The sequence below is a fragment of the Pseudomonas sp. NUPR-001 genome (genome assembly GCF_052147955.1).
Taxonomy (GTDB): domain Bacteria; phylum Pseudomonadota; class Gammaproteobacteria; order Pseudomonadales; family Pseudomonadaceae; genus Aquipseudomonas.
The window spans coordinates 937,225-961,031 of record NZ_CP197353.1 but is presented as its reverse complement, the minus strand read 5'-3'; the positions used below and the strand labels follow the sequence as shown (position 1 = coordinate 961,031).

Annotated in this window: 25 protein-coding genes and 1 tRNA gene; 12 read left to right on the top strand and 14 right to left on the bottom strand. The window is 57.6% G+C overall.

The genetic code is table 11. The features are described 5' to 3' along the window. Positions 1-54: 54 nt before the first annotated feature. Complete coding sequence (locus ACP6KB_RS04520; protein WP_442112237.1) at positions 55-273, top strand: DUF3820 family protein; 219 nt, start codon at positions 55-57, stop codon at positions 271-273. A gap of 76 nt (positions 274-349) precedes the next feature. Here the strand turns inward: ACP6KB_RS04520 and ACP6KB_RS04515 are convergent, their stop codons facing one another. From ACP6KB_RS04515 to ptsP, 3 genes are read right to left on the bottom strand one after another with little or no spacing between them, the layout of a single operon-like run. Next, positions 350-2,080, bottom strand: coding sequence for a PTS fructose-like transporter subunit IIB (locus tag ACP6KB_RS04515; RefSeq protein WP_442112236.1), 1,731 nt, complete (start codon positions 2,078-2,080; stop codon positions 350-352). Next, entirely contained in the window at positions 2,077-3,027 is a 951-nt protein-coding gene (pfkB, locus tag ACP6KB_RS04510; protein ID WP_442112235.1) for a 1-phosphofructokinase, read from the bottom strand. The genes ACP6KB_RS04515 and pfkB overlap by 4 nt, the downstream gene beginning before the upstream one ends. Continuing rightward, on the bottom strand, positions 3,028-5,886 hold the full coding sequence (gene ptsP / locus ACP6KB_RS04505; RefSeq protein ID WP_442112234.1) for a phosphoenolpyruvate--protein phosphotransferase: 2,859 nt from the start codon (positions 5,884-5,886) through the stop codon (positions 3,028-3,030). It abuts the gene before it with no gap. Positions 5,887-6,169: 283 nt separating this feature from the next. Between ptsP and cra the strand changes: the two genes are divergently transcribed. The 4 genes from cra (at position 6,170) to ACP6KB_RS04485 (ending at position 8,948) form a co-directional block, all read left to right on the top strand. After that, a complete protein-coding gene (gene cra / locus ACP6KB_RS04500; protein WP_442112233.1) occupies positions 6,170-7,165 on the top strand; it encodes a catabolite repressor/activator in 996 nt (331 codons plus the stop codon). A 2-nt stretch (positions 7,166-7,167) separates the two neighbouring features. Then, positions 7,168-7,944, top strand: coding sequence for a TatD family hydrolase (locus ACP6KB_RS04495; RefSeq protein ID WP_442112232.1), 777 nt, complete (start codon positions 7,168-7,170; stop codon positions 7,942-7,944). Between the two features lie 402 nt (positions 7,945-8,346). Then, positions 8,347-8,574: a hypothetical protein gene (locus ACP6KB_RS04490; protein ID WP_442112231.1), complete on the top strand. Its 228-nt coding sequence runs from the start codon at positions 8,347-8,349 to the stop codon at positions 8,572-8,574. A 62-nt stretch (positions 8,575-8,636) separates the two neighbouring features. Next, a complete protein-coding gene (locus tag ACP6KB_RS04485; protein ID WP_442112230.1) occupies positions 8,637-8,948 on the top strand; it encodes a DUF3077 domain-containing protein in 312 nt (103 codons plus the stop codon). Here the strand turns inward: ACP6KB_RS04485 and ACP6KB_RS04480 are convergent. Together ACP6KB_RS04480 and ACP6KB_RS04475 are read right to left on the bottom strand one after the other, a co-directional pair. Beyond that, complete coding sequence (locus tag ACP6KB_RS04480) at positions 8,945-9,394, bottom strand: lecithin retinol acyltransferase family protein (RefSeq protein ID WP_442112229.1); 450 nt, start codon at positions 9,392-9,394, stop codon at positions 8,945-8,947. The genes ACP6KB_RS04485 and ACP6KB_RS04480 overlap by 4 nt on opposite strands. A 53-nt stretch (positions 9,395-9,447) precedes the next feature. Then, a complete protein-coding gene (locus ACP6KB_RS04475) occupies positions 9,448-10,047 on the bottom strand; it encodes a transglycosylase SLT domain-containing protein (protein WP_442112228.1) in 600 nt (199 codons plus the stop codon). Between the two features lie 420 nt (positions 10,048-10,467). On the opposite strand from ACP6KB_RS04475, the gene ACP6KB_RS04470 reads away from it, so the two are divergent. Both ACP6KB_RS04470 and ACP6KB_RS04465 read left to right on the top strand, forming a co-directional pair. Continuing rightward, complete coding sequence (locus ACP6KB_RS04470) at positions 10,468-10,953, top strand: Hcp family type VI secretion system effector (protein ID WP_442112227.1); 486 nt, start codon at positions 10,468-10,470, stop codon at positions 10,951-10,953. Further along, the gene (locus ACP6KB_RS04465; protein ID WP_442112226.1) at positions 10,950-11,663 is read left to right on the top strand and encodes a DUF4225 domain-containing protein; all 714 of its coding nucleotides are present in this window, start codon (positions 10,950-10,952) and stop codon (positions 11,661-11,663) included. The genes ACP6KB_RS04470 and ACP6KB_RS04465 overlap by 4 nt, the downstream gene beginning before the upstream one ends. Positions 11,664-12,097: 434 nt before the next feature. Here the strand turns inward: ACP6KB_RS04465 and ACP6KB_RS04460 are convergent, their stop codons facing one another. Then, positions 12,098-12,355 carry a DUF6678 family protein gene (locus ACP6KB_RS04460; RefSeq protein ID WP_442112225.1) on the bottom strand — a complete coding sequence of 86 codons (258 nt, stop codon included), beginning with the start codon at positions 12,353-12,355 and terminating at the stop codon, positions 12,098-12,100. A 333-nt stretch (positions 12,356-12,688) separates the two neighbouring features. Here ACP6KB_RS04460 and ACP6KB_RS04455 point away from each other — a divergent pair, with 333 nt between their 5' ends. Further along, the gene (locus ACP6KB_RS04455) at positions 12,689-13,741 is read left to right on the top strand and encodes a GGDEF domain-containing protein (RefSeq protein WP_442112224.1); all 1,053 of its coding nucleotides are present in this window, start codon (positions 12,689-12,691) and stop codon (positions 13,739-13,741) included. Positions 13,742-13,871: 130 nt separating this feature from the next. On the opposite strand, the gene ACP6KB_RS04450 is transcribed toward ACP6KB_RS04455, so the two are convergent. From ACP6KB_RS04450 to ACP6KB_RS04420, 7 genes are all read right to left on the bottom strand, one after another. Beyond that, positions 13,872-14,312, bottom strand: coding sequence for a bleomycin resistance protein (locus ACP6KB_RS04450; RefSeq protein ID WP_442112223.1), 441 nt, complete (start codon positions 14,310-14,312; stop codon positions 13,872-13,874). Between the two features lie 129 nt (positions 14,313-14,441). Further along, a complete protein-coding gene (locus tag ACP6KB_RS04445) occupies positions 14,442-15,059 on the bottom strand; it encodes a GAD-like domain-containing protein (protein ID WP_442112222.1) in 618 nt (205 codons plus the stop codon). A gap of 153 nt (positions 15,060-15,212) precedes the next feature. Further along, entirely contained in the window at positions 15,213-15,821 is a 609-nt protein-coding gene (locus tag ACP6KB_RS04440; protein ID WP_442112221.1) for a GAD-like domain-containing protein, read from the bottom strand. A gap of 11 nt (positions 15,822-15,832) precedes the next feature. Then, entirely contained in the window at positions 15,833-17,173 is a 1,341-nt protein-coding gene (locus ACP6KB_RS04435; RefSeq protein WP_442112220.1) for a DUF6861 domain-containing protein, read from the bottom strand. Positions 17,174-17,341: 168 nt separating this feature from the next. Further along, the gene (locus tag ACP6KB_RS04430; RefSeq protein WP_442112219.1) at positions 17,342-18,664 is read right to left on the bottom strand and encodes a hypothetical protein; all 1,323 of its coding nucleotides are present in this window, start codon (positions 18,662-18,664) and stop codon (positions 17,342-17,344) included. Between the two features lie 614 nt (positions 18,665-19,278). Beyond that, a tRNA-Thr gene (locus tag ACP6KB_RS04425) sits at positions 19,279-19,354 on the bottom strand. 63 nt (positions 19,355-19,417) lie between these two features. After that, positions 19,418-19,846 (bottom strand): pilin, encoded by a 429-nt coding sequence (locus ACP6KB_RS04420; protein ID WP_442112218.1) that lies wholly within the window; start codon positions 19,844-19,846, stop codon positions 19,418-19,420. A gap of 220 nt (positions 19,847-20,066) precedes the next feature. On the opposite strand from ACP6KB_RS04420, the gene ACP6KB_RS04415 reads away from it, so the two are divergent. The 4 genes from ACP6KB_RS04415 to yacG are packed head-to-tail and all read left to right on the top strand — an operon-like array spanning position 20,067 to position 22,973. Next, a complete protein-coding gene (locus ACP6KB_RS04415) occupies positions 20,067-21,275 on the top strand; it encodes a type II secretion system F family protein (RefSeq protein WP_442112217.1) in 1,209 nt (402 codons plus the stop codon). A gap of 2 nt (positions 21,276-21,277) precedes the next feature. Further along, entirely contained in the window at positions 21,278-22,147 is an 870-nt protein-coding gene (locus ACP6KB_RS04410; RefSeq protein ID WP_442112216.1) for a prepilin peptidase, read from the top strand. Beyond that, complete coding sequence (gene coaE / locus ACP6KB_RS04405) at positions 22,147-22,770, top strand: dephospho-CoA kinase (RefSeq protein WP_442112215.1); 624 nt, start codon at positions 22,147-22,149, stop codon at positions 22,768-22,770. The genes ACP6KB_RS04410 and coaE overlap by 1 nt, the downstream gene beginning before the upstream one ends. Beyond that, a complete protein-coding gene (yacG, locus tag ACP6KB_RS04400; RefSeq protein WP_442112214.1) occupies positions 22,767-22,973 on the top strand; it encodes a DNA gyrase inhibitor YacG in 207 nt (68 codons plus the stop codon). The genes coaE and yacG overlap by 4 nt, the downstream gene beginning before the upstream one ends. Positions 22,974-22,976: 3 nt before the next feature. On the opposite strand, the gene ACP6KB_RS04395 is transcribed toward yacG, so the two are convergent. Beyond that, positions 22,977-23,666: an energy-coupling factor ABC transporter permease gene (locus tag ACP6KB_RS04395; RefSeq protein WP_442112213.1), complete on the bottom strand. Its 690-nt coding sequence runs from the start codon at positions 23,664-23,666 to the stop codon at positions 22,977-22,979. Positions 23,667-23,807 lie beyond the last annotated feature (141 nt).

Genomic DNA, 23,807 nt, shown 5'->3' with positions numbered 1-23,807 from the left:
GCCTTCATGCAGATTGCATGTATGTTCGCGGCATCCTCTTGAGAATCCGCGTGCATGAACCCCGAGAAGCTGCAACTGTTGGTTACCCGTGAAATGCCGTTTGGCAAATACAAAGGCCGGCTGATCGCCGACCTGCCCGGCCATTACCTGGCCTGGTTTGCCCGCCAGGGTTTTCCCCAGGGTGAACTGGGTGGTTTGTTGGCCTTGATGCACGAGATCGACCACAACGGCCTCGGTGATCTGCTGGTGCCACTAAGAAACGCAAAACGATAAGACACGGTAGGAGCGGGCTTGCCCCGCGATAGCGGTCTGTCAGCCACATCGCCTCGCGGGGCAAGCCCGCTCCCACCTACCCTGGTTGTACCGCCAGCTCCTGTACTTCGCTGCGTTTGAGTACGGCATACAGCAAGGCCGTCAGCAGGCTGCCCGCAACGATCGCCAGCAGGTACAGCAAGGCATGGTTGATGGCATTAGGTATCAGCATGACGAACAGCCCACCATGCGGTGCCATCAGCTTGCAGCCAAAATACATCGACAGCGCCCCGGTCAGCGCACCACCGGCAATACTCGCCGGAATCACCCGCAGCGGGTCTTTGGCGGCAAACGGAATCGCGCCTTCGGAGATAAAGCACAAGCCCAGTACAAACGCCGCTTTACCCGCCTCGCGCTCACTCTGCGCAAATTTGCGCCGAGCGATAAAACTGGCAATGCCCAGGCCAATCGGCGGCACCATCCCGGCCGCCATGGTCGCCGCCATCGGTGCATAGCTCTGCGACGCCAGCAGGCCCACCGAGAACGCATACGCGGCCTTGTTGATCGGCCCGCCCAGGTCTACACACATCATCCCGCCCAGCAGCACACCGAGCAGAATCGCATTGGTGGTGCCCATGCTGTCGAGAAAATGTGTAAGCCCGGCCAGCATGCCCGCCACCGGCTGGCCCACCACATAAATCATCACCAGGCCGGTGAACAGGCTGGCCAGCAGCGGAATGATCAGGATCGGTTTGAGCGCCTCCAGGCTGCTGGGCAAACGCACCCAACGGCTGATGGCCTTGGCGCTGTAACCGGCTAGAAAACCGGCGACGATACCGCCAATAAACCCGGCACCCAAGGTGCTCGCCAGCAAGCCGCCGATCATCCCGGGCGCAAGCCCTGGGCGGTCGGCAATCGAGTAGGCGATGTACCCGGCCAGCAGCGGCACCATGAGTTTGAACGCCGCCTCACCGCCAATCTGCATCAGTGCCGCAGGCAAGGTACCGGGCTCTTTGAACGCTTCAATGCCGAATACGAACGACAAGGCGATCAGCAAACCGCCCGCTACCACCATCGGCAGCATGAACGACACACCGGTCAGCAGATGCTTGTACACCCCGGTTTTCTCGCTTCCAGTGGTGCTGGCAGCGGTGCTTTGCGCGGCGGACTCTTCACGGCCTTCCGCCAGGGCCTTGTTCAAGGTGGCCTGGGCCTGTTTCAAGGCAACGCCGGTACCGCAGCGATAAATGCGCTTACCGGCAAAGCGTTCGGTTGGCACCTCGATATCGGCGGCAAGCAGCACCACATCCGCCTCAGCGATGGCCGCAGGCGGCAATGGGTTACGCGCACCGACCGAGCCCTGGGTCTCGACCGTGAGTTGATAACCCAGTTGCTGTGCCGCCTGCTGCAACGCCTCGGCAGCCATGAAGGTGTGCGCGACACCGGTCGGGCAGGCGGTGATGGCGACGATTTTGGCGCTGCGCGGCTGAGCGCTCGGTTGCGTCTGGGTGGTGGGCTGATACACCTCAGCCTGCGATGCCGCCTGAGTGAGGTAATGTTGCGTATCGCTCAACGCCTGGGCTGGGGTGCTCTGGAACAAGCGTTTGCCGGCAAAGCGCTGCAAGTCCAGAGGACCTGTGCTGACCACCAGCACCCAATCAGCCGCAGCAATCACCGCTGCCGACAATTGGCGTTGCGGTTGTTGCGGATCATGCACTTCAACACTGGTGCTCCAGCCCAGACGTTGCGCGGCGGCCTCCAGCAAACGCGCACTGAGCACGCTGGAAACCTGGCCATTGGGGCAGGCGGTGACGATGGCGATGTTCATCTGCAACCCTCTTGTTGTTCTTCGCTCAGGCGCACGTCGTGTTGCAGTTGCGCCAGCTGCGCCCGGTCGTTGATGCCAAATCCGATCTGGGTAACCGCCTGCGCGGCAATCGCGGTGGCCAGGCGCAACGTGGCTTCCGAGCTAGCGGCACTGAGCAGGCCGTGGACCATGCCCGCCAACAACGAATCACCCGCACCAACCGTGCTGGCGACCTTTACCCGTGGCGGCACCGCGCTGAGCGCTCGCCCTGGCTGGAACCAATTGACCCCCTGCTCACCCTGGGACACCACCACATGCTCCACGCCTTGGGCGATCAGCTCACGGGCCGCGGCCTGCTGCTCGGCAAAACTGTGCACGCCTCGGCCAAGCATTTCGCCCAACTCATCGGTATTGGGTTTGACCAGCCAAGGCGCACTGCGCAGCCCGGCACGCAGGGCTTCACCGCTGCTGTCGAGGGCGACCTTCATGCCCATGGCCTTGAGCTGCGCAAGCAACTGCTGCAACCATTGCGGGCTGATACCACGCGGCAAACTGCCTGCCACCACCACCGCATCGTGCCCCGGCGCCAGGTACGCAAGCTTGGCCAGCAATTGCTCACAGGCTTGCTCATCCACCTGTGGGCCGGGCCCGTTGATGTCGGTGACACGGCCATCGGCTTCGACCAGTTTGATGTTGCAACGGGTTTCACCGGGCACGCGTACAAAGCAGTCGGCAAAGCCTCGGCGGGTGATCAGCGCCTCGAACGGCTGCAGGTTATCGGCGCCGAGAAAACCGCCGACGGTCACCTGGTGGCCAAGGTCAGCCAGCACCTGCGCAACATTCAGGCCCTTGCCCGCCGCATGGCTGTGCTGAGCCTGACTGCGATTGACCTGACCGCTGTGCAGCGCATCAAGGCTGACCGTCAGATCCAGTGCCGGGTTGAGAGTGAGGGTGAGTATCCTGGCCATTCAATTGCTCTCCACCAGCGCCCGTACGGCGCTGGCACTGCCCTGCAGCAAGGCTTGCTGAGCAAGCTGCCGGGCGTGTTCAAAATTCAGTTCTCGTACCTGGGCCTTGACCTCGGCAATGCTGCGCGCCGCCACGCTCAACTCATCGACGCCCAGGCCCAGCAATACCGCGACTGCTTGCGGATCAGCCGCCAGCTCGCCGCACACGCCCACCCATTTGCCGTGGGCATGGGCGGCGCGTACGGTGATGTCGATCAGTTGCAGCACCGCCGGGTGCAGACCGTCGGCCTGTGCCGAGAGGCTCGGATGCCCGCGGTCGATGGCCAGGGTGTATTGCGTCAGGTCGTTGGTGCCGATGCTGAAGAAATCCACTTCCTGCGCCAGCACCGGGGCCAGCAACGCCGCTGACGGTACCTCGACCATGATGCCCAGTTGCAAATCCGTGACGCTGATTTCTTCACGCAGGCGCTCGACCATGGCCCGCGCCTGCCGCCATTCTTCAAGCTGGCCGACCATCGGGAACATGATCCGCAGCGGCCGATCACCGGCTGCACGCAGCAAGGCGCGCAACTGGCTTTCCATCACCTGTGGACGCTGCAGGGTCAGGCGAATACCGCGCACGCCGAGAAACGGGTTTTCTTCCTGGGCAATCGGCCAATACGGCAGCGGCTTGTCACCGCCGACGTCCAGGGTACGCACCACCAGCGGCCGACCGTCCAAACCATCGAGCACGCGGCGGTACTCGGCCTCTTGCACGGCTTCGTCCGGCGCCTGTTGGTGCGCCATGAAAATCAGCTCGGTGCGTAACAGGCCGACGCCTTCGGCACCGTGATCGACCACCGCCTCGATGCCTTTGCTTTCACCGATGTTGGCGCACACCTCGATGGCGTGGCCGTCACGGGTAACTGCCGGTTCCAGGCGATGGGCGCGGGCCTGTTGCAGACGCTGTTCGCGGCGTTCGCGTTCGGCCAGGGCGCGCTGCAGTTCATCGGCTGGCGGCGCTACCTGCAAGCGCCCGCGCTGACCATCGAGCAACAGCTCGGTACCCGATGCAATCAACAGCACCGCATCACCGGCACCGACCACCGCCGGTATGCCCAGTGCACGGGCAACGATGGCGCTATGCGCGGTGGCACCGCCACGCGCGGTGAGGATGCCGGCCACCCGCGTTGGGTCCAGGCGGGCGACATCCGAGGGGCCAACCTCCTCCATCACCAGCACATAAGGTTGTTCGGGCGCAGGCTGATCCGCCTCACCACACAGCTGGGCGAGCACGCGGCGACCAATGTCACGCAGGTCGGCGGCACGCTCGGCGAGCAAGGCGTCGTGCAAGGCTTCTTGCTGGCGTGCTGCGGCATCGATCACTGCCATCCATGCCGCTGGCGCACTTTCGCCCTGGCGCAGGCGCAGGTCGACTTCGTCGGCCAGCTCGGGATCGGCGAGCATTTCCTGATGGGTGATAAAGATCTCGCCAATCGCCTTGGCCTGACTGCGCTGGATCAGCGCGGCGATCTCGGCATTCACCGCCGCCAGCGCCTGCTGCAAACGCGTGCGCTCAACCGGCAGCGATTCACCGCGCAGCGCATAGTCGAACTCACGTTGCACCTGAATGTACGCCGGACCGCAGGCGATACCCGGTGCGGCAGCCACACCCTGAATCACGGCACCTTCTGCAGGTGCCTGCAGCTCAGGCTCCGGTAACGGCTCAGGCACTGCTTCAGGAGCTGCCGCCAGCGCCTCGATTTCTTCGCCCAGGCCCTCTTCAATGGCCGCGCGCAAGGCCGGCAGCGCATCGGCGGCCACATGCGGTTCGGCTATGATCTCCAGCACCTGACCGCGCCGCGCACCGAGGCTCAGCAGCTTACTCAGGCTTTTTGCCGATACTGCGGCTTGGCCACTGTCGACCAACCGCAGACGGATTTCACCGTCAAAAGCTTTGGCCAATTGCGCCAGCACCTTGGCCGGGCGCGCGTGCAAGCCGTGAGCATTGGCCAGGCCGATGCGCACGCTGGGCCAGTCGGCCGGCACTTCACCGCCCAGCACCTCCAATACCGTTCGGCTGCTGGTTGCGCGGCACAGCTCCTGGCCACGGCCTTCGATCAGCAGGGTGCACAGGCGCTCAAGCAGCGCCTGATGGGCCGCGCCCAGGCTGGCCAGGCAGAACACGCCAAGCAGCGGTTGATCACGGAAACGCAGCGGCTGCTGCGGTGTGACAAAAGCCAGCCCCGGCTGACGCACGGCCTGCTCGCTGTGCAGCCACCACAGGCCTTCACCCAGCGGCAACGGTTCAACCTGTTGCAGCACCCCGGCAAAGCCGCCGCTGACGCAATCGGCACGCTGTAACAAACGGGCGGCGCGCCAGACCAGCTCGTCGAAGTCTTCGGCAGCAACCCCCAGGCCGATCATCTGCGCATCCAGCGCCAGCTCCTGCGGCGCGCCTTGCAGCAGTTTGAGCAGCGCCTCAGCGCTGCTGGCCCGGCGCAACGCCTCGGCCAGATCGGTTTCACCCAGGGCGCGGGTCAGCAGTTGCAACAACCGCAGGTGTTCATCGGAGCGCGCAGCGATACCAATGGCCAGGTACACCCGCTGGCCATCGCCCCAGTCCACACCCTCGGGAAACTGCAGCAAACGCACGCCGGTGGTAAACACTTGGTCACGGGTTTGCGGGGTGCCATGCGGGATAGCAATGCCCTGGCCAAGAAAAGTCGAACCCTGCGCCTCACGGGCCTGCAGGCCGGCCAGATAACCGTCGGCCACCAGGCCGTCACGGACCAGATGCTCGGCTAAAAGCTGCAGCGCCGCGGCCTTATCCACAGCCGACTGGCCCATGGATATCTGCTCTACAGTGAGCTCGAGCATGTCCTTCTCCTTTACAGCACCAGGTGGGTACTGAGGTATTGTTGTGAATTATTCAGCACAGGGCCAGTTGCACTGAGCCCTTGGCAGGCGATGGTTGGGCAGAAAAGTCGCCTGCTGAAACGTTTAATCTAGAATTGTGAGCACGTTACTCGATAATCTTCGATCAATGAAGCCCCATCTTGTCGGACAATTGCGACAATGGTCGTCTGCGCCGTGATCGCAGAATCGGCGACAATCCCCGGTCAGGCTGTGCAAACAGCCCCGGTATAACAAGGAATTTGCGGTGAAACTCAGCGATATCGCGCGTCTGGCCGGTGTGTCCGTGACCACTGCCAGCTATGTCATCAATGGCAAGGCCGAACAGCAACGCATCAGCAGCAGCACGGTGGAACGTGTGCGTGCGGTGGTGGAAGCCCATGGCTTCACCCCCAACCCACAGGCTGCCGGCCTGCGTAGCCGACACACCAAGACCCTGGGGTTCATTCTCCCGGACCTGGAAAACCCCAGCTACGCACGCATTGCCAAGCAACTGGAACAAGGTGCCCGGGCCAAAGGCTATCAACTGCTGATTGCCAGCAGCGACGACCAGCCCGACAGCGAGCGCCAGTTGCAGCAGCTGTTCCGTGCCCGGCGTTGCGATGCGCTGTTTGTGGCCAGCTGCCTGCCGGCCGATGACGACAGCTATCGCCAACTGCAAGCCAAAGGCCTGCCGGTTATCGCCATCGACCGTAGCCTGGACCCGGCGCATTTCTGCTCGGTAGTCAGCGACGACCGTAACGCCAGTCAGCAACTGACCCGCAGCCTGCTCGCTACCGAGCCTGCGCACATCGCCCTGATCGGCGCCCGCCCAGAGCTGAGTGTCAGCCAGGCACGTGCCGGTGGTTTCGACGATGCCCTGCAGGGTTTCAACGGCAACGTCAGCCGCTACCAGGGTGAAGCCTTCAGCCGCGAGTGCGGCCAGCGCTTGATGACCCAACTGATCAGCGAACTGGGCGGCCTGCCGGACGCTCTGGTGACCACCTCCTACGTGCTGCTGCAAGGCGTGTTCGACGTACTGCAAGCGCGCCCGGAAGACTCGCGCAGCCTGCAGTTGGGTACCTTCGGTGACAACCAGTTGCTCGACTTCCTGCCGCTGCCGGTCAACGCCATGGCCCAGCAACATGGCGTCATGGCCGAGATCGCCCTCAAGCTGGCCCTGGCCGCCGTTGAAGACAAGCACTACGAACCCGGCGTACATGCCGTAAGTCGAACCTTCAAACAGCGAATCATCAAGGCCTGAACATGCGCCTGATCGACACCCACACCCATCTGGATTTTCCGGATTTCGACCCTGACCGCACGGCCCTGCTGGCCAACGCCAGGGCTGCGGGTGTCGAGCGCATGGTGGTGCTGGGGGTGTACCAGAGCAACTGGCAGCGGGTGTGGGAGCTGGTACAAAGCGACCCGCAGCTGTACGCCGCGTTCGGCCTGCACCCGGTGTACATCGATCAGCACCGCCCCGAACACGTTCAACAACTCGGCGACTGGCTGAGCCGTCTGCGTGGTGAGCGCCAGCTATGTGCCGTCGGCGAATTCGGCCTGGACTACTACCTGCCGGAGCTGGACCGCGAACGCCAGCAGCAGTGCTTCGAAGCCCAGCTGCAACTGGCCGTCGACTTCAACCTGCCTGCCCTGCTCCACGTGCGCCGCAGCCATGCTGCGGTGATTGCCACCCTCAAACGCTTCAAACTGCCACGGGGCGGCATCATCCACGCCTTTGCCGGCAGCGTTGAAGAAGCCCGCGAATACCACAAACTGGGGTTCAAACTCGGCCTCGGCGGCGCTGCCACCTGGCCTCAGGCCCTGCGTTTGCACAAAGTGCTGCCGCAGTTGCCACTGGACAGCCTGGTGCTGGAAACCGACGCCCCCGACATGGCCCCGGCGATGTTTGCCGGGCAGCGCAACAGCCCCGAACACCTGCCGCAGATTGCGGCGGCGCTGGCAGCGATTATCGGGATTGAGGTGGAACAGTTGGCCGAAGTAAGTACCCGCAATTCCTCTGAGCTATTCGGCTGGTAACACTCGGTAGGAGCGGGCTTGCCCCGCGATGCGATCTGACCGACAAATCGCTATCGCGGGGCAAGCCCGCTCCTACCACGCAGACCGAAGAAACCTGTGAAGTTGTCGTATTTTCCTGATTCCATGTAGTCCATTTCCCAAGCATACTTTTGCCGCCTTCAAGGCATTGCAGTGATCCCGCTTGGGTTCTAGTCTCGGCCTGTCGTTGTCAATTTCAACGACCGGTTTTGACAGGCCGATTTCTGAGTTCGGATCACATGCTCATCGCTTTATGGCGGCTGTGCGTGGGGCACATTCGTGTGCGCCGAGTTCCGATATCCTCGGTCTGTCAACCCGCGTACAGCTGCCACCCATTTGTTTGACAGCAGAGACGTGGCAGCTCCACCGATGTCGGAGTTTGCCATGCTAAAAATCGTTCCTGACCCACCCATCCATACTCACCACACCCTCGAAGACATACTCGTCCAGATCTCCGAATACCTCGTGTGCGCACTGACGGTGTCGCATCAAACAGTCCTGCTTCACTCCTGCGCCTCTTGCCAGGCATTGAGCTTGGCCGCCCTGCACGAAATCGACAACGCCCACCGCCTGGTGGAACTGGCGTTGAGCAAGGTTCAGTCACAGCACTGAGTTTGAGCGCCAGCCTTGCTGCGGCAAGGCTGGCCGCTTGGCGCATGCCAGGAGCGCAACAAATGAGCGAAGAAGGTTTTAAAACAACCGGCGTCGGAATGTTTGGTGAAGGCGAGCACGAAAGCCGAACTGAACGCTTGTTCCGCGTGGAGCCAGGGCACGATGCGCAGTTTGTGATGGAACAAGCGGCTTTACTGATGGGCTGTGTAAGCAAACTCACCCAGCATGTGTTGTTCGAGCAGGACGAGGCCATGGTTTTGGCCGCTCATTATCTGAGCGGCATGGCCAAAGCGTTAGTTGAAGATGTCGCGCATGCAATGATGGAAGTGCCGGTACTTGAAGGTTCAAAGACCGAATCAAGCACATCAACTTAAACGGATTGATCCGATGACAGAGCCGCTTTCTTAGCGGTGATCAGAGCGCCCACCCCACCTACCAACACGCCAGCGATTGGACTTGCCGTCGCCGCAGTCATGGCCACGATCCGCCATCCGCGATTTACCTGTTCACTGACAGATATCCCGTCGATACACCAATTAACGAAATGCTCGCAGTTATTGGTGACCAGGTTGTAGCGGTTTTCCCCGAGCCTACTCATCGCCCGTGCCAGCCGTTGCGCAAGGTTATGCAAAGCGCGTGGGTGCGGGAAAATGGAGACACTGCCTCCTCCACTGAACGCGTTCATAGTGGTGATTTCAATCGGGCCACTGGACAGGCCATCTGCCAACCCCGAGTAATGAATGACCATGCCACCGCCCAGATACAAGCCATGGTGGGTGTAACCGCACCGCGCTGATACCAGATGATCACCAATGAGCATCGCTACCTCCAATCCATGATGGCGCGATAATAGCAGAGGCCCAATGCATTGCTTCAGAACCAGCCGCTGTTGTCCTCAAGCTCTGCTCTGCACTGCTTGAGTTGCGCGCCGTAAATCTTCGACTGTTGCTCGACTTTACGCGCAACCTGCATCAGCCAGGGTTTGCTGCGATAACTGCCGCGGCTAAAACCACCGCGCCCCTCGTGGTACGCCAGGTACTGGTTATAGGTGTCCCACTTGGAAATTCCCAGTTGCTTCTGGGTGCCTGCGGTGTACCAGCCAATAAACATGATCGCGTCGTCAAAGTTGTCACGCGAGCCGCCATTGCCGTCATCTTTGTACTCGCCCCAGACCGGATCTTGGGCCTGTGCATAACCGTAAGCCGAACTTACCCGCCCCCACGGAATGACCCACAGCAGATAATCACGGGGTGGCAGCGCGTCGTGCACGAAACTGCTTTCCTGCTTCATGATTGCCATTGCCACATTTTGTGGCGTACCGAACCTCTGTTGCATCTCCAGCGAGTCTTCATACCAATCGGGGTACTCGCGGAAAATATTGCAGAGATTGTTCTGATCTCGAGGTGGTGCAGTAGCGCAGCCCGCCAACATCACGACCATCACTATCAGTGCCCAAACTGGCCCTTGTTTCATCCATCGCCCCAGCAAAAAAATGAGGGCTTATAATGCCCTTCGAATACCCCGCATAGCCTGACTCGAAGCAGCTTGCGGTGAAAAGCGCAGATGTTACATGCAGCCCACCACTGTTGGTAGGAGCGGGCTTGCCCCGCGATAGCGTTTTGTCAGGCACATCGCAATCGCGGGGCAAGCCCGCTCCTACCAGAATCTGTCACGCCCAGCACCAACACTCCCACACAACCATAATCCCAAAGCAAAAGAACATTTCGCAGGCCACCACTCTTAAGAGGCCCGGAGTGCTCGCAATTCATATTGCGCCGGAATGGGGGTACTTATCATTAAGGCATCGTCCTACCGGCCACAAGGATGATGCCTACATACAGAGATCCGCCTACATGGCTAGCCTGCCTACTTCGATTACAAGGAGTGGCGCCTATGGCCAGTCACGGCTACATGACTATAACCGGTAAGCAACAAGGTTTGATTTCCGCTGGTTGTTCAACCCCCGACTCCATCGGTAACAAATGCCAGAGCGGGCATACCGATGAAATCATGGTGTTGTCGTTCAGCCACAGCATGATCAATGTCGATAATTCCACTCATCCCACTCATCTCCCCATAGTCATTACCAAGGCTATCGACAAGTCATCGCCCTTGCTTGCTCAGGCCTTGGCCTCCCGAGAAGAGGTCGAATGCAAGATCCACTTCTATCGGGTCGGTGCAAACGGCGGACAGGAGAACTACTACAGCGTCGAGATTAAAGGCGGCCAGGTAGCCGAACTGGTATCGGATGTCCCTCACGCGATTCTGCAGAACGAAACGGAAGGCCAGGAAGTACTCTCGCTACGTTATCAGACCATCCGCTGGACCCATCACATCGCCGGTACCAGTGCTTATGCCTACTGGGGCGCGGATCAATGACTCCACGCCCTTCCCCATTACAAGTTGAACCCAATGACTACTGGGAGGCCTGCGAAGCCGCAAGCGTGCTGACCAAACAGGCCTGCACACTCGCCGCAATGCATATCAAGGATGGTGTAGTTCGCACGCAGTTCAACCGAGAAATAGCCTATTACGCCAAAAGCATCATCGATGATGTAGCCAACGGGAAGAAAACACCGGATGAGGCTCTGCTGGAGATCCAGAACGAACAGAGGAGCCTGATCGACCAATCAGTGGAAATTGGCAGGAAAGGCGCCGGGCTGATTGCGGGGTTATTCCAGTTAGCTGCTGGAGCGACAATCTGCGCCAGCCCAGCGATTGTGCTTTGCGGTGTGGCGGGCCTCCCGATGATTGCGCATGGTGCGAACAACGTTTACGAGAATGGTGAAAACTTATTAACAGGGCGTTCGGACAGTGAGGGTTTGGTTCGAAAAGGGTATCAGGCCGTTTCGAAGTCTATGGGCGGTACCACGCGAGACGGAAATATCGCTTATGGGGTGTTAGATATTGGGCTGTCCGTTTATGGGATGACCCGGATGGTATTAAAACTAGATGCATGGAGACTGTTCAAATATATGCCATCTGACTACGTTCGCTCTTACACAAACATGAGCAAAGGGGCAATTGTGTTTGAAGTAGGTATCGATATGTTGACCGGTGAGCAGGTTTACGTAGAGACAAAAAAATGATTCTGTCGCTGTACATAAGTGTTTCGCTTATAGCTGTAGCAGTGGCTTACTACTTGAGATTCCGGCTTTCTGGGCCGAAGTTAGGCTATCTGAAGTCTTTCGCTTGCCTGGCCTTCAATCTATTCTTCTTAACCTATCATCTGAGGTGGTTTAAAAGAGAATATCTTTTGTTTATTGGGTACGTTCCTGATCTTTACATTGGGTCCCCATCACTGCAGTGGCTGATTTTTGGGTGTTTGATCCTGCATTGCTTCGCTAACCCAGTGGGGTGGGAACTCAGGCGGTGGTACTCGCCGTGGTGATGAAGACCGGAGCCCAGCGAAGCCCGCTCGATGCGAGCTTCGCGGATCGGTAGGAGCGGGCTTGCCCCGCGATTAAGATTTGTCAGTCATAGCGCAATCGCGGGGCAAGCCCGCTCCTACCCCAAGCCTGGATCATACCGGCGGAAAATCTTCAAACGACTTGGGCAGATATCCCCAGATCCTCAGCACATCCGCACGCACTTCAGACTCGAAACCAATCCGCGTAACCACCTGCGCAATATCATCGCTATGGTCAATGACTGCCCGTGCAAGCAACCGCCCCTGCGAAGGCGCCAACTCCGTCAAACCAATGTCAAACCATTCAACCGACGCAAACGGAAACGGCAAATGGTAAAACCACTCCGTATCCCAGCCCGAAATATGGCCCATCACCAACTTGTAACGATAAGACGGCCGCCCGGATCTTCTTGCGCGTCACATCATCATGGCCAGCATTGGCCGCCGGTAACTCACTCACATTCAGTCCTTTTGATTGCTGCAAGGCTCTACGCCATGACTTAGCGGTCACGCCTGAGCTGGCACGCCCCACGCACCGACTCATTACTGAATCGTTCCCGTTTTTGTAGCGCTGGATATTACCGGCCGCGCCTCGTATTGTTGGCCTACATTCCTGGTGTAACGCGATTTTTACACTTTGGCCACCGGGCATGCAGTCACCTCTTGAAACCGGGACTCATCACCGGACTCGAGGAAGCGAATGCCATGCAAGGATTGCCGCCCAACACGCCCTACAAGCGCAACGCACGCCCCGAATTCTGGCAACTGTCCATGCGTTGCTGCCAGTTAGCCGGCAGCGTGGATGTCGCCTTTTTCTTCATCTTCCTGTTTCTGGACTCACCGATCCTGGCCTGGATCAACGTGATCAGCGTCACTATGTACGTGTGCGCCTATCGCGCCTTCAAGCGCCGACGTAACCTGCTTGCATTCCGCCTGATACAAACAGAAGTGCTGGTGCATGTAGGGTTGGGAACGGTACTGATCGGCTGGGACAGTGGCTTTCACTACTATCTGCTTATGTTCGTGCCCGCCCTGTTCGTCACCATGCAGGCCCGCAGCGCCTGGATCCTCGCGGCCTGCCTGTGGTCCTACTATGCCGGGTTGCATGTGCTCATGTGGTACATCGAACCCCTACAACCGATCCCTTCAAACGCTCTGTTGGGTGTGAACATCTTCAACTTGACCGTTGTGTTCTTCATGTTCAGCTACCTCGCATTGTTCTACGTGATCACCGTTACCCGCGCGCATAACAGCCTGTCGCAGATGGCAACCACAGACTCACTGACCGGCCTGCTCAACCGCCGCCAGATGATTGCACTCACCGAAAAACTACTGGCGCGCCACAACAGACGCCCCACTAACCTCACTTTGATGTTGATGGACATAGATCACTTCAAACAGATCAACGATCGGCACGGACATGATGTGGGTGACCGGGTGCTGACTGCAGTAAGCCGTTTATTCCAGAGCTTGATGCGCGAACAGGATTTTATTGGCCGCTGGGGTGGTGAGGAGTTTCTTGCGGTATTGCCGGATACCAATCTTGAGCAGGCTGCGGAAACTGCTGAACGTATACGCAACACGATACAAGCGATGCGGTTGGACAGTGCCGACACCAAAGTTGGTGTGACACTGTCCATCGGCATCACTCAGTACAGAGCTGAAGAGGCACTCAGTACTGCCATTGCGCGGGCTGATCTTGCGCTTTACAAGGGCAAATCGGCTGGGCGCAATAGGGTGGAGGCGGTTCAGGCTTGAAGCATCGCCCGGGATAACGCCACCAGGGCGGAGACGGAAGTGCACCGCCCCACGCTGAGCGTTTGGTTTCATGCCAGGCGCTGATCCTGCCGCGAAACGGCTCGCGTCAACTCCGCGTTTCATAGATCCGCTATGGCGTGCTCGATTGATGCTCGACGGCTCTGAAGCCTAAGCTTTGAGCGAAACGCAAAAGATAGCCATCTGGATCGAGTACCAAGAAATTCAGCTCGCCGTGCAGACGCTCGTTATCTCGGTACCAACACTCTTGAATGGGTCTGCGCAATTCAATACCAGCATCTTCGATGGTCTTGGCCAACGCGTTGGCATCAGAGCACCGAATTGAAAGATTCATCCCTCGACCATAGGGAGCTAAAAGAGGACCAACACGCCATGGAGACTCCTCCATGTCATCCTGCTCCAGCATCAATTGGCTCCCTTGAAAGGACAGGAAGGTGAAGTTGTCTTCTGGGCGTTCGTATTCAACTTGGAAGCCCAGGATCTGGCAGTAAAAATCCAGGCTTCGTTTTAAGTCAGAGACAATCATCTCTGGAACCAACGTATTCATCTTCATAAACGGACTCCTTGTCGTTGATAGCACATCCTCAAGCAGTGGGGCGGCGTGTCCATTTCTGCTTGGCTTTTCTTGTAACTTAGCGGCGTATGCTCTAAAGGATTTTAAATTCTACTCCAGTCCGCCGACTTAAATATCTGAAAAACCATAAGGCTGAAGCTCGGCGATCTGTGAAAGTAGCGTAAGATGCTCTACCGCTTTTACCTTCCCAAGATGTTCGAGAGTATCCGCCCCACCAAGCATCAATGCAGGAACAAAACCATACATTTCATCGTGACTTAATACTCCAAGCTTTTTCTTCGCCGGCTTCAATAGCCGGCCATAATCATTGCTCTCTAAATCCCTTGTGAGCAAGAAGTTTCTCAACTGCTTGTCCATTTGCTCATCGCCAAGAGCGGAGCTAAAAGTCAAATACCTAGAAAGAATGCTTGTTATATTTAAGGAGGCGCCTGTTTTTTCTCCCCAAAAATAAAGGTCACCAAAGGCGCTTCGGGCAATCAAGTGATACGAGTCAAGTTTTTCAAGCGGCGTCCCTTCAAGCCAAGATGCCACAACCCCCTCATACTCTTGTGGGTTGACCAGCCAGAAAGCACCATCACCATAACCACACCATCCATGCTCGGCCCAATACACCAATAGCTGGTCTGGCAACTTTCCTCGATAACGCTCAATACTCGACGATGGCACCTCCTGTCGGTCAATCGGAGCACCAAATTTTTCTATGATCCTGGCAAACACTCTATCCATTGGCATCACCTTTTCCGGCTAGCATTTATGTAAGCTGACGTTGAGCGATCCACACACGCCTGCCGACGCAGCGGGCGAGTGAAATCGATCAGTTGCTGCTGCATAAGTGGCAACTGGATTTAATACTTCAGGCTGCGTGCCCGAATGTATGCCTTAAAAGCTATATGGCTCAAGCTCTGCAAGCTGGGACAGCAGGATTAAATGCTCGACTGCTTTTAGTTTCTCAACATGATCAAGGGATGCCGATCCACCAAGCATTAACGCTGGAACAAAACCATACATTTCATCATGGCGCAACGTGCCGAGCTTTTTCTTCGTCGGCTTGAACAAATCATCGAAATCGTTGTACTCAACTTCTGTAGATAGAAGAAAATTTTGTAGCTCTCTATCCATTTCCTCACTTGTAATTTCAAAGTCGTGAATAACACACCGAGAAATACAGCTGGTAATTTTAAGCGAAAATCCTGTTTTTTCTCCCCATAGGTACAAGTCGCCAAAGGCACTGCGGGCAATCAGGTGGTAGGTATCTCGCTCTTCAAAACTCGTCCCTTCAATCCAGGACGCTACCACCCCATCGTACTCTTGCGGGTTCACTATCCAGAAAATTCCCTCACCGTAACCGCACCAACCGTGTTCGGCCCAATATTCCAACAACTTATTGGGCAGCTTGCCTCTATAGAACTCAATGCTTGACAGTGGTACTTCCTGCCGGTCAATACGTCCGCCAAAGTTTTTTAAAAAAATTGAAAACACTTCATCCATTGCTTTTCCCCTTAACATTTATGAAGCTTGACATTTAGATAGGTGTCACCGCGCAAAGTTTCTGGCACGGCCTCCACTGCCCTCTTCAAATTTTTTATTTTTGGTCCCCACTGAGGGCCTATACTGGAATTTACTTGTCGATCACCGAAATCAGCGATGATATCGTTCCCGCCAGCGCTCAGATCAGGGTTGTGAAGTCCTGCAAGGTTTGACATCGTTTCCTTGGCTTTTTTTACACTCTCTGCTTTCGCAGCTACGGGGCCCATCGTTTTCGAATATTCCCTTTGAAGTCGTGTTTGCAAGCTGGCTTGTAAATCTTTTCGAGCCCGTCTGGCAGCCGTTTGGCTACGCTTAACCGGATTGGCGATATTCTCTAAATACTCATCAACCGTCAGCCGATTCAGCCCGTCCTCTTGACCCTTTAACTGTCGCTCGAATTCTCCAACTTTAGAGGCCGGCATCTTGTCAGCCTTGAAGCACTCGACGTCATGGTGCGGCATAGTGTATGGCTTGCCTTTGGTCGGGCCATTGTCTTTTTCAACTGGACGGCTCGGCGGCGGCTCCTGCCGACCAATCGTAGCTTTGCGAGATGATGAGGATTGCAGGTCGGGGCGCTTTTTCAGCGCGTCTTCATGCTTGAGCATCCATTCGCCTAACCGTGCCCCTTTACCACTGGCGCGCATTTCCTGGGCAAGAACATGTGCATTTCCCCGACCACGGGTAAGGTAATCGACGATGGCACCCAGCAGCAGGGCAACCACCTCTACATGCCCTAATGCAATCTGATGAGTCGCTCTGTGCTGCGCGAAGGGGTCATCGCGGCTGTATGGACTTAATCCATCATCCCCCTGTGTGCCCTCCCATGCGATATTGATGCCGTCCACGTAGTATTTGCCAATGGCAGGCAAACCCTCTACGAAAAATTCAGCAATGGACGTTAAGCCCAATACTCCCAAGATCCAGGTGCTGACTTGAAGGCCCATTGCGGCACCTGCAGCTCCCATTGGGATGGCACCTGCACCACCAGCAAAAGCCCCTACGCCTGCGCCGATTGCTCCCCCGGTAAGAACGCTGCCCGCGACAATCATCGCCATTTGAGTAACGACACTTAGCAGCTCGTGAAGGATGCTGGAAATATCAAGCTCGGAAAAACGTTTCCGTAACAGCTCGGCGGCTTTCCATTCCGCGTGGATGAATGCAGTTCTGACACTGTTGACGCGACGAATGTTCAGCGACACGGAGGCCACGTATTCGTTGAAGTGGGTTCGAAAACTCGCCCCCCCTTGGTAACCCATCTGGCTGGTTATACGGTCTTCAATCTGCTGCCATGACGGCACTCGACCTAAAAACATGTAACGTCTCCCTGACTTTATTTATGTTCCAATTCACAGTACCGAGGAGAATATGAGAGCAAATCAGCACACCATATATCAAACACTTTCGGTGACTGAAAATCCAAAACACGTCACTCAATAAGCATTGGGACTCGTACAACTTCCAGGTCAAAGCGATAAATTAACTTACCGAAACAACTCTGGATTGCGAGTAATAGTTTCCATCAGCGCATCCCCGGTCGACAACCCAGCCCGAACCATTTCAGTGAACGCTTCCAACGCTGGGAGTGAGCTCTGGTTTTCCAACGTTCCCTTCATAAACGCTACAGCCAATTCATTGAGTTCAACACCACCTCTTTTTTTATTCCCAAGGCGGGTGAACATTTCAATAACCTTTGCCCCCGTGGAAAACTCATCTAAATCAAATTTAGAGTTGAATATCATTCCTAACGAACCGGTGATGTGAGATTCAGGACGAGACCAGTCATTACGCAGCTCGCTGCCTTGGTCTGCAATTTCCAATTGCTTTCGAACCTTAGTCGGTATCGTTGCTACCGCTTTCTCTCGACTGTAATAACTACGACTCGCTAGTGCAGCGGCATCCCGGACAACCTTCCACATAATGAACCACAATTGCGCGACGCTATATTTTCGCAGCCCGTGCCGTGCCGTACCCTCGATCTTTTTAATAGCCTCAAATTCAAGGATTTGGTTATGCATCGAACATTGATAGTGTAGGTACCTCATCACGTCGGTAACAGCGTAGTCTAGCCAGAGATTAGTCAGTGCCTCTGCATCAGAAAATTCTCGTTCAAGCAATAAGCTGAAAGCATCCTCTGCTCCTCCTAGCCTGGTATCTGGCGGAAGAAAATAGTGCGCCAGAGATTTTTTGTGCCAGACCGTCCCATCTTTAATAAAATAGGCCTCAGCGCAGGCAGCAGTGGGATCGTCTTCAAGAATATCTTGCGCATACAAGCGATCAATGAAGTCATCCGCCCCCATTGGGGTTAACTCATCGCAGTCGACCCGATTGAATGTCCCCTGAGTAAGTCGTTGCCCGACCAACGCGTGAATTGCCTGAAGGATAAGTGCCGCGTCATCAGTCAAATCAATGTAGGAAATCGCTATAGTCCGAGCGCGTGCGATATAAGGTGCAAGCTGTTTTTCCAGCTCGGCCCTTTGCGCAGCCGCTCTTTTATCTTGTTCTTCCCGTTCGCGCTCCTGACAGTCGTGACAAGGGTGATAGGATCGCTGAGGTGTTTTTTTGGCATCGGTTCGGCCATTAACTCGCATTGCCTTATTACACACCCGGCAAACTTGATTCTCGTCATAGGCCCAACAAATCTGACGAACAAACTTAGCGACTGCACCAGGTTGAGTGATCTCTCGAAAGGGCACTAGATCGCTCACACGCTCAAGATAGGCCCCCTCCTCGTCCATGGCCCAATACCTCAGCGCAAGCGCGATCTCTTGCTCATCCTCGGTTAGAAACTTCAGCCTCACTGCCATGCGTCGACCCACACAATCGATGAAAAACAGCCCCTAAGGACACGAGTTATTGGTTCTATTGAGCGAACCCAACAGACTCTCGGGCCCTCGAAAGAAGACCGTAACTTGTTGTCTACGGTTCGCTACAGCTGCTCGCTACTTATGTGCGTATTTATAACCAGCGATTAGAAGCCATGCAAAAATTAATAAATGTGTTATTGATTCCTGCCACATCAACATTCTAGCTACATTCTTGAGAATAGAAAGTCAGGCAACAGCGACTTATGTAGTGCGAAGCGACTTACATAAGTTGGTTTCATTAAACAATTTAGATCAACGCTGCCATATCTACTTCTTCTCCCCCCTCCCTACATCGTCCCGCCATAGCAGTGGGCAGCACGGGTCAGTGGGAGCGGGCTTGACCCGCGAAGCAGGCACTGCGGTGAAAGGCACGGGCTTCGCCCGTGTTCGCGGGGCAAGCCCGCTCCCACAGGTAGTGCAAGACAGTTGCCCACCGGGTGCTAACTGCCAGCCAAGACAATTCGCGGGGCGGAGCCTAGAAGAGACAAAAAAGCCCGCGTGAGGCGGGCTTTTGGGGGGCTCGACTGCAACAAAAGCTGCATCGGAGCTGGATGTGGTGCCGGAGACAGGAATCGAACCTGCGACCTTCGCGTTACGAGTGCGCTGCTCTACCGACTGAGCTACACCGGCGTGGCACCAACGCTACCACTGCCGAATCACTTACGCAAATCACTGTTTAATAACAGCTATTGCTCACTGTGCCGGGGCGCTTTTTGCGGGCTTGCAGCCGGCGGGGGCGAGGTCTTCTTCGAGGGTGCTGGTGCAGGTCCAGCCTGTGCTGGTGCGGGCCCAGGTGAGGGTTTTGCCGACGGCGATGGCTGGGGCGTCTACCAGGGTGCAGACGATGCTGCCAACGCCTGTGGCGGCTGTACCGGTGGCGGTGATGCTGCAGTTGCTGGTGGTGGCCTGGCCGCCCAGGGCGGTGACATCGGTGACGTCTTTGCCTTCGTTCATGCGCAGGTCGAACGGGGTTTTCAGCGCGCTGATTTCCACCAGGGCGGAGGTCGCTTTGCTGCGGATCTGGTGGTTGGTGTACATCGGTAAGGCGATGGTCGCCAGGATGCCGATGATCGCTACGACGATCATCAGTTCGATCAAGGTAATGCCACGTTGCCCTTTCATGGACGGTCTCCCTCACAAAATTGGTTCTGCTCAGCCGCACTTCGGCGCAGGCTGCCAACAAGCGCGCCAGTAGGCCCGAATAGACACTTTTTGTCACCCTGCGCCTGTCATTCATTCATACCGGCTCGACTACTCTAGTGAGCAGCGGGCACTCCTGCCCGCCGCACGAGCCGCGAAGCTGTTTCCGGGTTTGTGCGGGCCACGCCACAAGGATGTCGCGATGACCAAGAAAACCTACAGCTACACCTGGCAAGGCACGACGGCGCAGGGCGCATTGGTGCGAGGCGAAAGCCGCGGGCACAGTCCTGCCCTGCTGCGTGTGGAACTGCGCAAGCGCGGCATTCGCCCCGGCAACATCGAGCGGGTGCGGACGCAACTGTGGCGCAGGCAGGGCAAGCTGGGTGCTCGCGAGCTCAGCCAGTTCAGCCGCCAGCTGGCCAGTTTGATCGGCTCGGGGATCGCGCTGCTGCAGGCGTTCGAGGTGATTGCCCAGAGCAGCAGCAATCCGGCACTGGTTGCGCTGCTGGGTACGCTGAAGGCCGATATCAGTGCGGGATGTAATCTGGCGGATACCTTGCGCAAACACCCTCAGTATTTCGATGCGCTCTACTGCAATCTGATTGCCGCCGGTGAGCAATCCGGCAGCCTGGACACGGTGCTTGAACAGGTCGCCAACCTACAGGAGCAACGCCAGGCACTGCGGGCACGGTTGAACAAGGCGATGCGTTATCCACTGATTGTGCTGCTGACCGGGCTTGGCGTTTCCGCGCTGTTGCTGCTTGAGGTGGTGCCGCAGTTTCAGGCGATGTTCAACGGCTTCGGCGCTGAGCTGCCAGCATTCACCCGGCGGGTGATTGGCCTTTCCGACTGGTTGGGGCAGTACGCTGGCGGGTTATTGCTGTGTGTGCTCGCGGGTGCCTGGGGTTTGCACCGCACCTATCAGCGCCAGCCCGGGTTTCGTTTGTGGTGCCTGCATCAGGCGTTGAAGCTGCCGGTGTTCGGCGCTTTGCTCAGCCATGCTGCGCTGGCCCGTTTCGCTCGTACCCTGGCCACCTCGTACGCGGCCGGTGTACCGCTGCTGGAGGCGCTGGGGCCGGTGGCCGGTGCCTGTGGTAATCCGTTATATGAACAAGCGGTACTGCGCTTGCGCAAGGATCTGGCCAGTGGTCAGTCGTTGAGTCAGACGATGGCTTACAGCGGGCTGTTTCCGCGGCTGATGCAACAGATGTGCGCCATTGGCGAGACAGGCGGTACGCTGGACGATATGCTCGCCAGAGTCGCCAGCCATTATGAAAGCGCCATCGAACGCTCACTCGATAACCTGGCCAGTTTGCTCGAACCTCTGATCGTGTTGATTCTCGGGCTGCTGGTGGGCAGCCTGGTGATCGCCATGTACCTGCCAATCTTTCAGTTGGGTAGTGTGATCTGAACATGGACTTGATGGATACGCTGGCCAGCCAGCCGCTGTTGTACTTGAGCGTTGCCCTGCTGCTGGGGCTGATCGTCGGCAGCTTTCTCAATGTGCTGGTGCATCGCTTGCCGCTGATGCTGCAACGCCAGTGGCAGGCAGAGGCTCGGGAGGTGCTGGATTTGCCCGAAGTGCAGGCCGCCGAGCGCTACGATCTGTTCCTCCCCGCCTCACATTGCCCGCACTGTGGCCACCGTATTCGCGCCTGGGAAAATATTCCGCTGCTCAGTTATGTGTTACTGCGCGGGCGCTGCAGCAGTTGCCGCAGCGCCATCAGTCCGCGCTATCCGCTGGTGGAACTGGGCTGTGCGGTGCTGACGGTATTTGTTGCCTGGAGGCTGGGCGCCAGCGCTGCAGCACTGGCGCTGATGCTCCTCAGCTGGGGGCTACTGGCGATGAGCCTGATCGATATCGAGCACCGGTTACTGCCCGATGCTCTGGTATTCCCGCTGTTGTGGCTGGGGCTTATCGTCAATGCCTTTGAGCTGTTCGTGCCACTGGAAGATGCGCTGTGGGGTGCGGTTGCGGGCTATTTGAGCCTGTGGTCGGTGTTCTGGCTGTTCAAGTTCATCACCGGTAAAGAAGGCATGGGCTACGGCGACTTCAAGTTGCTGGCGCTGATTGGGGCTTGGGGCGGCTGGCAGATTCTGCCGCAGACATTGCTGATGTCGTCGCTGTTGGGCGCGCTGATTGGCCTGATTCTGTTGCGCGCGAAAGGATTGAAGACCAGCACGCCGATTCCCTTTGGTCCTTATCTGGCCATCGCGGGCTGGATCGCGCTGCTCTGGGGTGGTCAAATAACCGCTTCTTATCTGAAATTCTCTGGATTGTGATGACCACCGCTGCTTTCACTCCCTGGATTCTCGGCCTTACCGGCGGCATCGGCAGTGGCAAAAGCGCCGCTGCCCAACGTTTTGTCGAACTGGGTGTGCATCTGGTCGATGCCGATCAGGCAGCACGCTGGGTGGTCGAGCCCGGGCGTCCGGCGCTGGCGCGGATCGTCGAGCACTTCGGCCCCGGCGTGCTACAGGAAGACGGGCAACTGGACCGCGCGGCACTGCGCCAGCTGATTTTCAGCAACCCGGAGCAACGGCGCTGGCTGGAAGCGCTGCTGCATCCGTTGATCGGTCAGGAGATTTTCAGTTACCTGGCCAAGGCCGAGTCGCCTTATGCGGTGTTCGTCTCGCCGCTGATGGTCGAGTCGGGGCAGTACCAGCGCACCCAGCGTCTGTTGGTTATTGATGCCCCGCAAGAATTGCAGGTACAGCGCACCCTGCTACGCGATCAGACCAGCCCCGAGCAGGTCGAGGCCATTCTCAAGGCCCAGGCCAGCCGTGAAGAGCGCCTGCGCCATGCCCACGATGTGCTGGTCAATGACCGCGACCTGAACTGGCTGCACTCGGAGGTCGACCGCCTGCACCACTTTTACCTGACTTTGCGAGGAGGCCAAGCATGAGCCAACCCCTGACCGTTGAATGCCCAACCTGTGGCGCCCCCGTTGAATGGAACGCAGCCAGCCCGTTCCGGCCGTTCTGTTCCGATCGCTGCAAGTTAATCGACCTGGGCGCCTGGGCCGCTGAAGAACACAAGATCCCGGTAGCCCCGGACGCTGAAGACGAGCTGTTTTCCGGCGAGCTCGATCCGCGCGCTCACCACTGATCCTCAGCGCCCGGAGTCGTCATCCTTCCACGGCGCCTGCAAATAGCGGGTGCGGTTGAAGGTTTCCAGCCACTCCGGGCAAAACACCACCAGTGCGCTGACCACCATGCCGTTGATAAAGGCCTCGGGAAAGATGATCAGCCACAGGTAGCCGATAAAGTCTTCGATCCACTCCGGCATCACGAAGCGCCCGTCGAACCACAGCAGCCCCAGGCCAAGCAGCAGGCACAGCAGTGCCGCCAGGGCAGCGGCAAAAAATCCCGAGCAGAAGATGTACACGAACAGGTTGCGTGGCTGCGCGCGCTCCACAAGGATTGCGCAGACCTCGGTGACCAGCACCGGCAGGCCGATGAACAACAGGCCGTTGACGCCCATGGCGGCGAGGTCCTGACGGCCAAGCAAGATCAACCCGATCTGCGCCAGCAAGCCGCCAACAATTGCCAGCGGCCAGTCCAGTAGCAAGGTCACGGCGGTCATGCCGATGAAGTGGTACGACACACCGTTGTCGAAGTCGCGACGTACCAGCCACAAGGCAAACAGCGCGAACACCGTGCCGAACAGCAAGTGCTGACGGCGGCTGTCGGTGAACAGCTCGACCCAGCGCGTACGCGCCATTGCCCACACCAGCACAACGACATAGCCGACCCACCCGACGGTCAGGCTAAGGTCAGACAGCACTTGAGCATCAATCACGGTCGCGCAGCCCTTCTTCCAAGACTTTATCGGCAGTCTACACCTCAAGCCACGCGCTCACGGCGTTGGCCTTCGACTATGCTCAGACTATCGACACTGGCGCAGGCCACTGGATAAGCAGTCGTGGGCAGTCCTGACGCT

Bases quoted from the DNA above. Each gene is read 5' to 3' on its own strand.
- ACP6KB_RS04430 (WP_442112219.1), bottom strand. From the start codon at position 18,664: ATGGCAGTGAGGCTGAAGTTTCTAACCGAGGATGAGCAAGAGATCGCG.
- ACP6KB_RS04470 (WP_442112227.1), top strand. From the start codon at position 10,468: ATGGCCAGTCACGGCTACATGACTATAACCGGTAAGCAACAAGGTTTG.
- ptsP (WP_442112234.1), bottom strand. From the start codon at position 5,886: ATGCTCGAGCTCACTGTAGAGCAGATATCCATGGGCCAGTCGGCTGTG.
- ACP6KB_RS04460 (WP_442112225.1), bottom strand. From the start codon at position 12,355: ATGGGCCATATTTCGGGCTGGGATACGGAGTGGTTTTACCATTTGCCG.
- ACP6KB_RS04520 (WP_442112237.1), top strand. From the start codon at position 55: ATGAACCCCGAGAAGCTGCAACTGTTGGTTACCCGTGAAATGCCGTTT.
- ACP6KB_RS04475 (WP_442112228.1), bottom strand. From the start codon at position 10,047: ATGAAACAAGGGCCAGTTTGGGCACTGATAGTGATGGTCGTGATGTTG.
- yacG (WP_442112214.1), top strand. From the start codon at position 22,767: ATGAGCCAACCCCTGACCGTTGAATGCCCAACCTGTGGCGCCCCCGTT.
- ACP6KB_RS04480 (WP_442112229.1), bottom strand. From the start codon at position 9,394: ATGCTCATTGGTGATCATCTGGTATCAGCGCGGTGCGGTTACACCCAC.
- ACP6KB_RS04410 (WP_442112216.1), top strand. From the start codon at position 21,278: ATGGACTTGATGGATACGCTGGCCAGCCAGCCGCTGTTGTACTTGAGC.
- pfkB (WP_442112235.1), bottom strand. From the start codon at position 3,027: ATGGCCAGGATACTCACCCTCACTCTCAACCCGGCACTGGATCTGACG.
- ACP6KB_RS04495 (WP_442112232.1), top strand. From the start codon at position 7,168: ATGCGCCTGATCGACACCCACACCCATCTGGATTTTCCGGATTTCGAC.
- ACP6KB_RS04420 (WP_442112218.1), bottom strand. From the start codon at position 19,846: ATGAAAGGGCAACGTGGCATTACCTTGATCGAACTGATGATCGTCGTA.
- ACP6KB_RS04415 (WP_442112217.1), top strand. From the start codon at position 20,067: ATGACCAAGAAAACCTACAGCTACACCTGGCAAGGCACGACGGCGCAG.
- ACP6KB_RS04515 (WP_442112236.1), bottom strand. From the start codon at position 2,080: ATGAACATCGCCATCGTCACCGCCTGCCCCAATGGCCAGGTTTCCAGC.
- ACP6KB_RS04490 (WP_442112231.1), top strand. From the start codon at position 8,347: ATGCTAAAAATCGTTCCTGACCCACCCATCCATACTCACCACACCCTC.
- coaE (WP_442112215.1), top strand. From the start codon at position 22,147: ATGACCACCGCTGCTTTCACTCCCTGGATTCTCGGCCTTACCGGCGGC.
- ACP6KB_RS04445 (WP_442112222.1), bottom strand. From the start codon at position 15,059: ATGGATAGAGTGTTTGCCAGGATCATAGAAAAATTTGGTGCTCCGATT.
- ACP6KB_RS04450 (WP_442112223.1), bottom strand. From the start codon at position 14,312: ATGAAGATGAATACGTTGGTTCCAGAGATGATTGTCTCTGACTTAAAA.
- ACP6KB_RS04465 (WP_442112226.1), top strand. From the start codon at position 10,950: ATGACTCCACGCCCTTCCCCATTACAAGTTGAACCCAATGACTACTGG.
- ACP6KB_RS04485 (WP_442112230.1), top strand. From the start codon at position 8,637: ATGAGCGAAGAAGGTTTTAAAACAACCGGCGTCGGAATGTTTGGTGAA.
- ACP6KB_RS04440 (WP_442112221.1), bottom strand. From the start codon at position 15,821: ATGGATGAAGTGTTTTCAATTTTTTTAAAAAACTTTGGCGGACGTATT.
- ACP6KB_RS04435 (WP_442112220.1), bottom strand. From the start codon at position 17,173: ATGTTTTTAGGTCGAGTGCCGTCATGGCAGCAGATTGAAGACCGTATA.
- ACP6KB_RS04455 (WP_442112224.1), top strand. From the start codon at position 12,689: ATGCAAGGATTGCCGCCCAACACGCCCTACAAGCGCAACGCACGCCCC.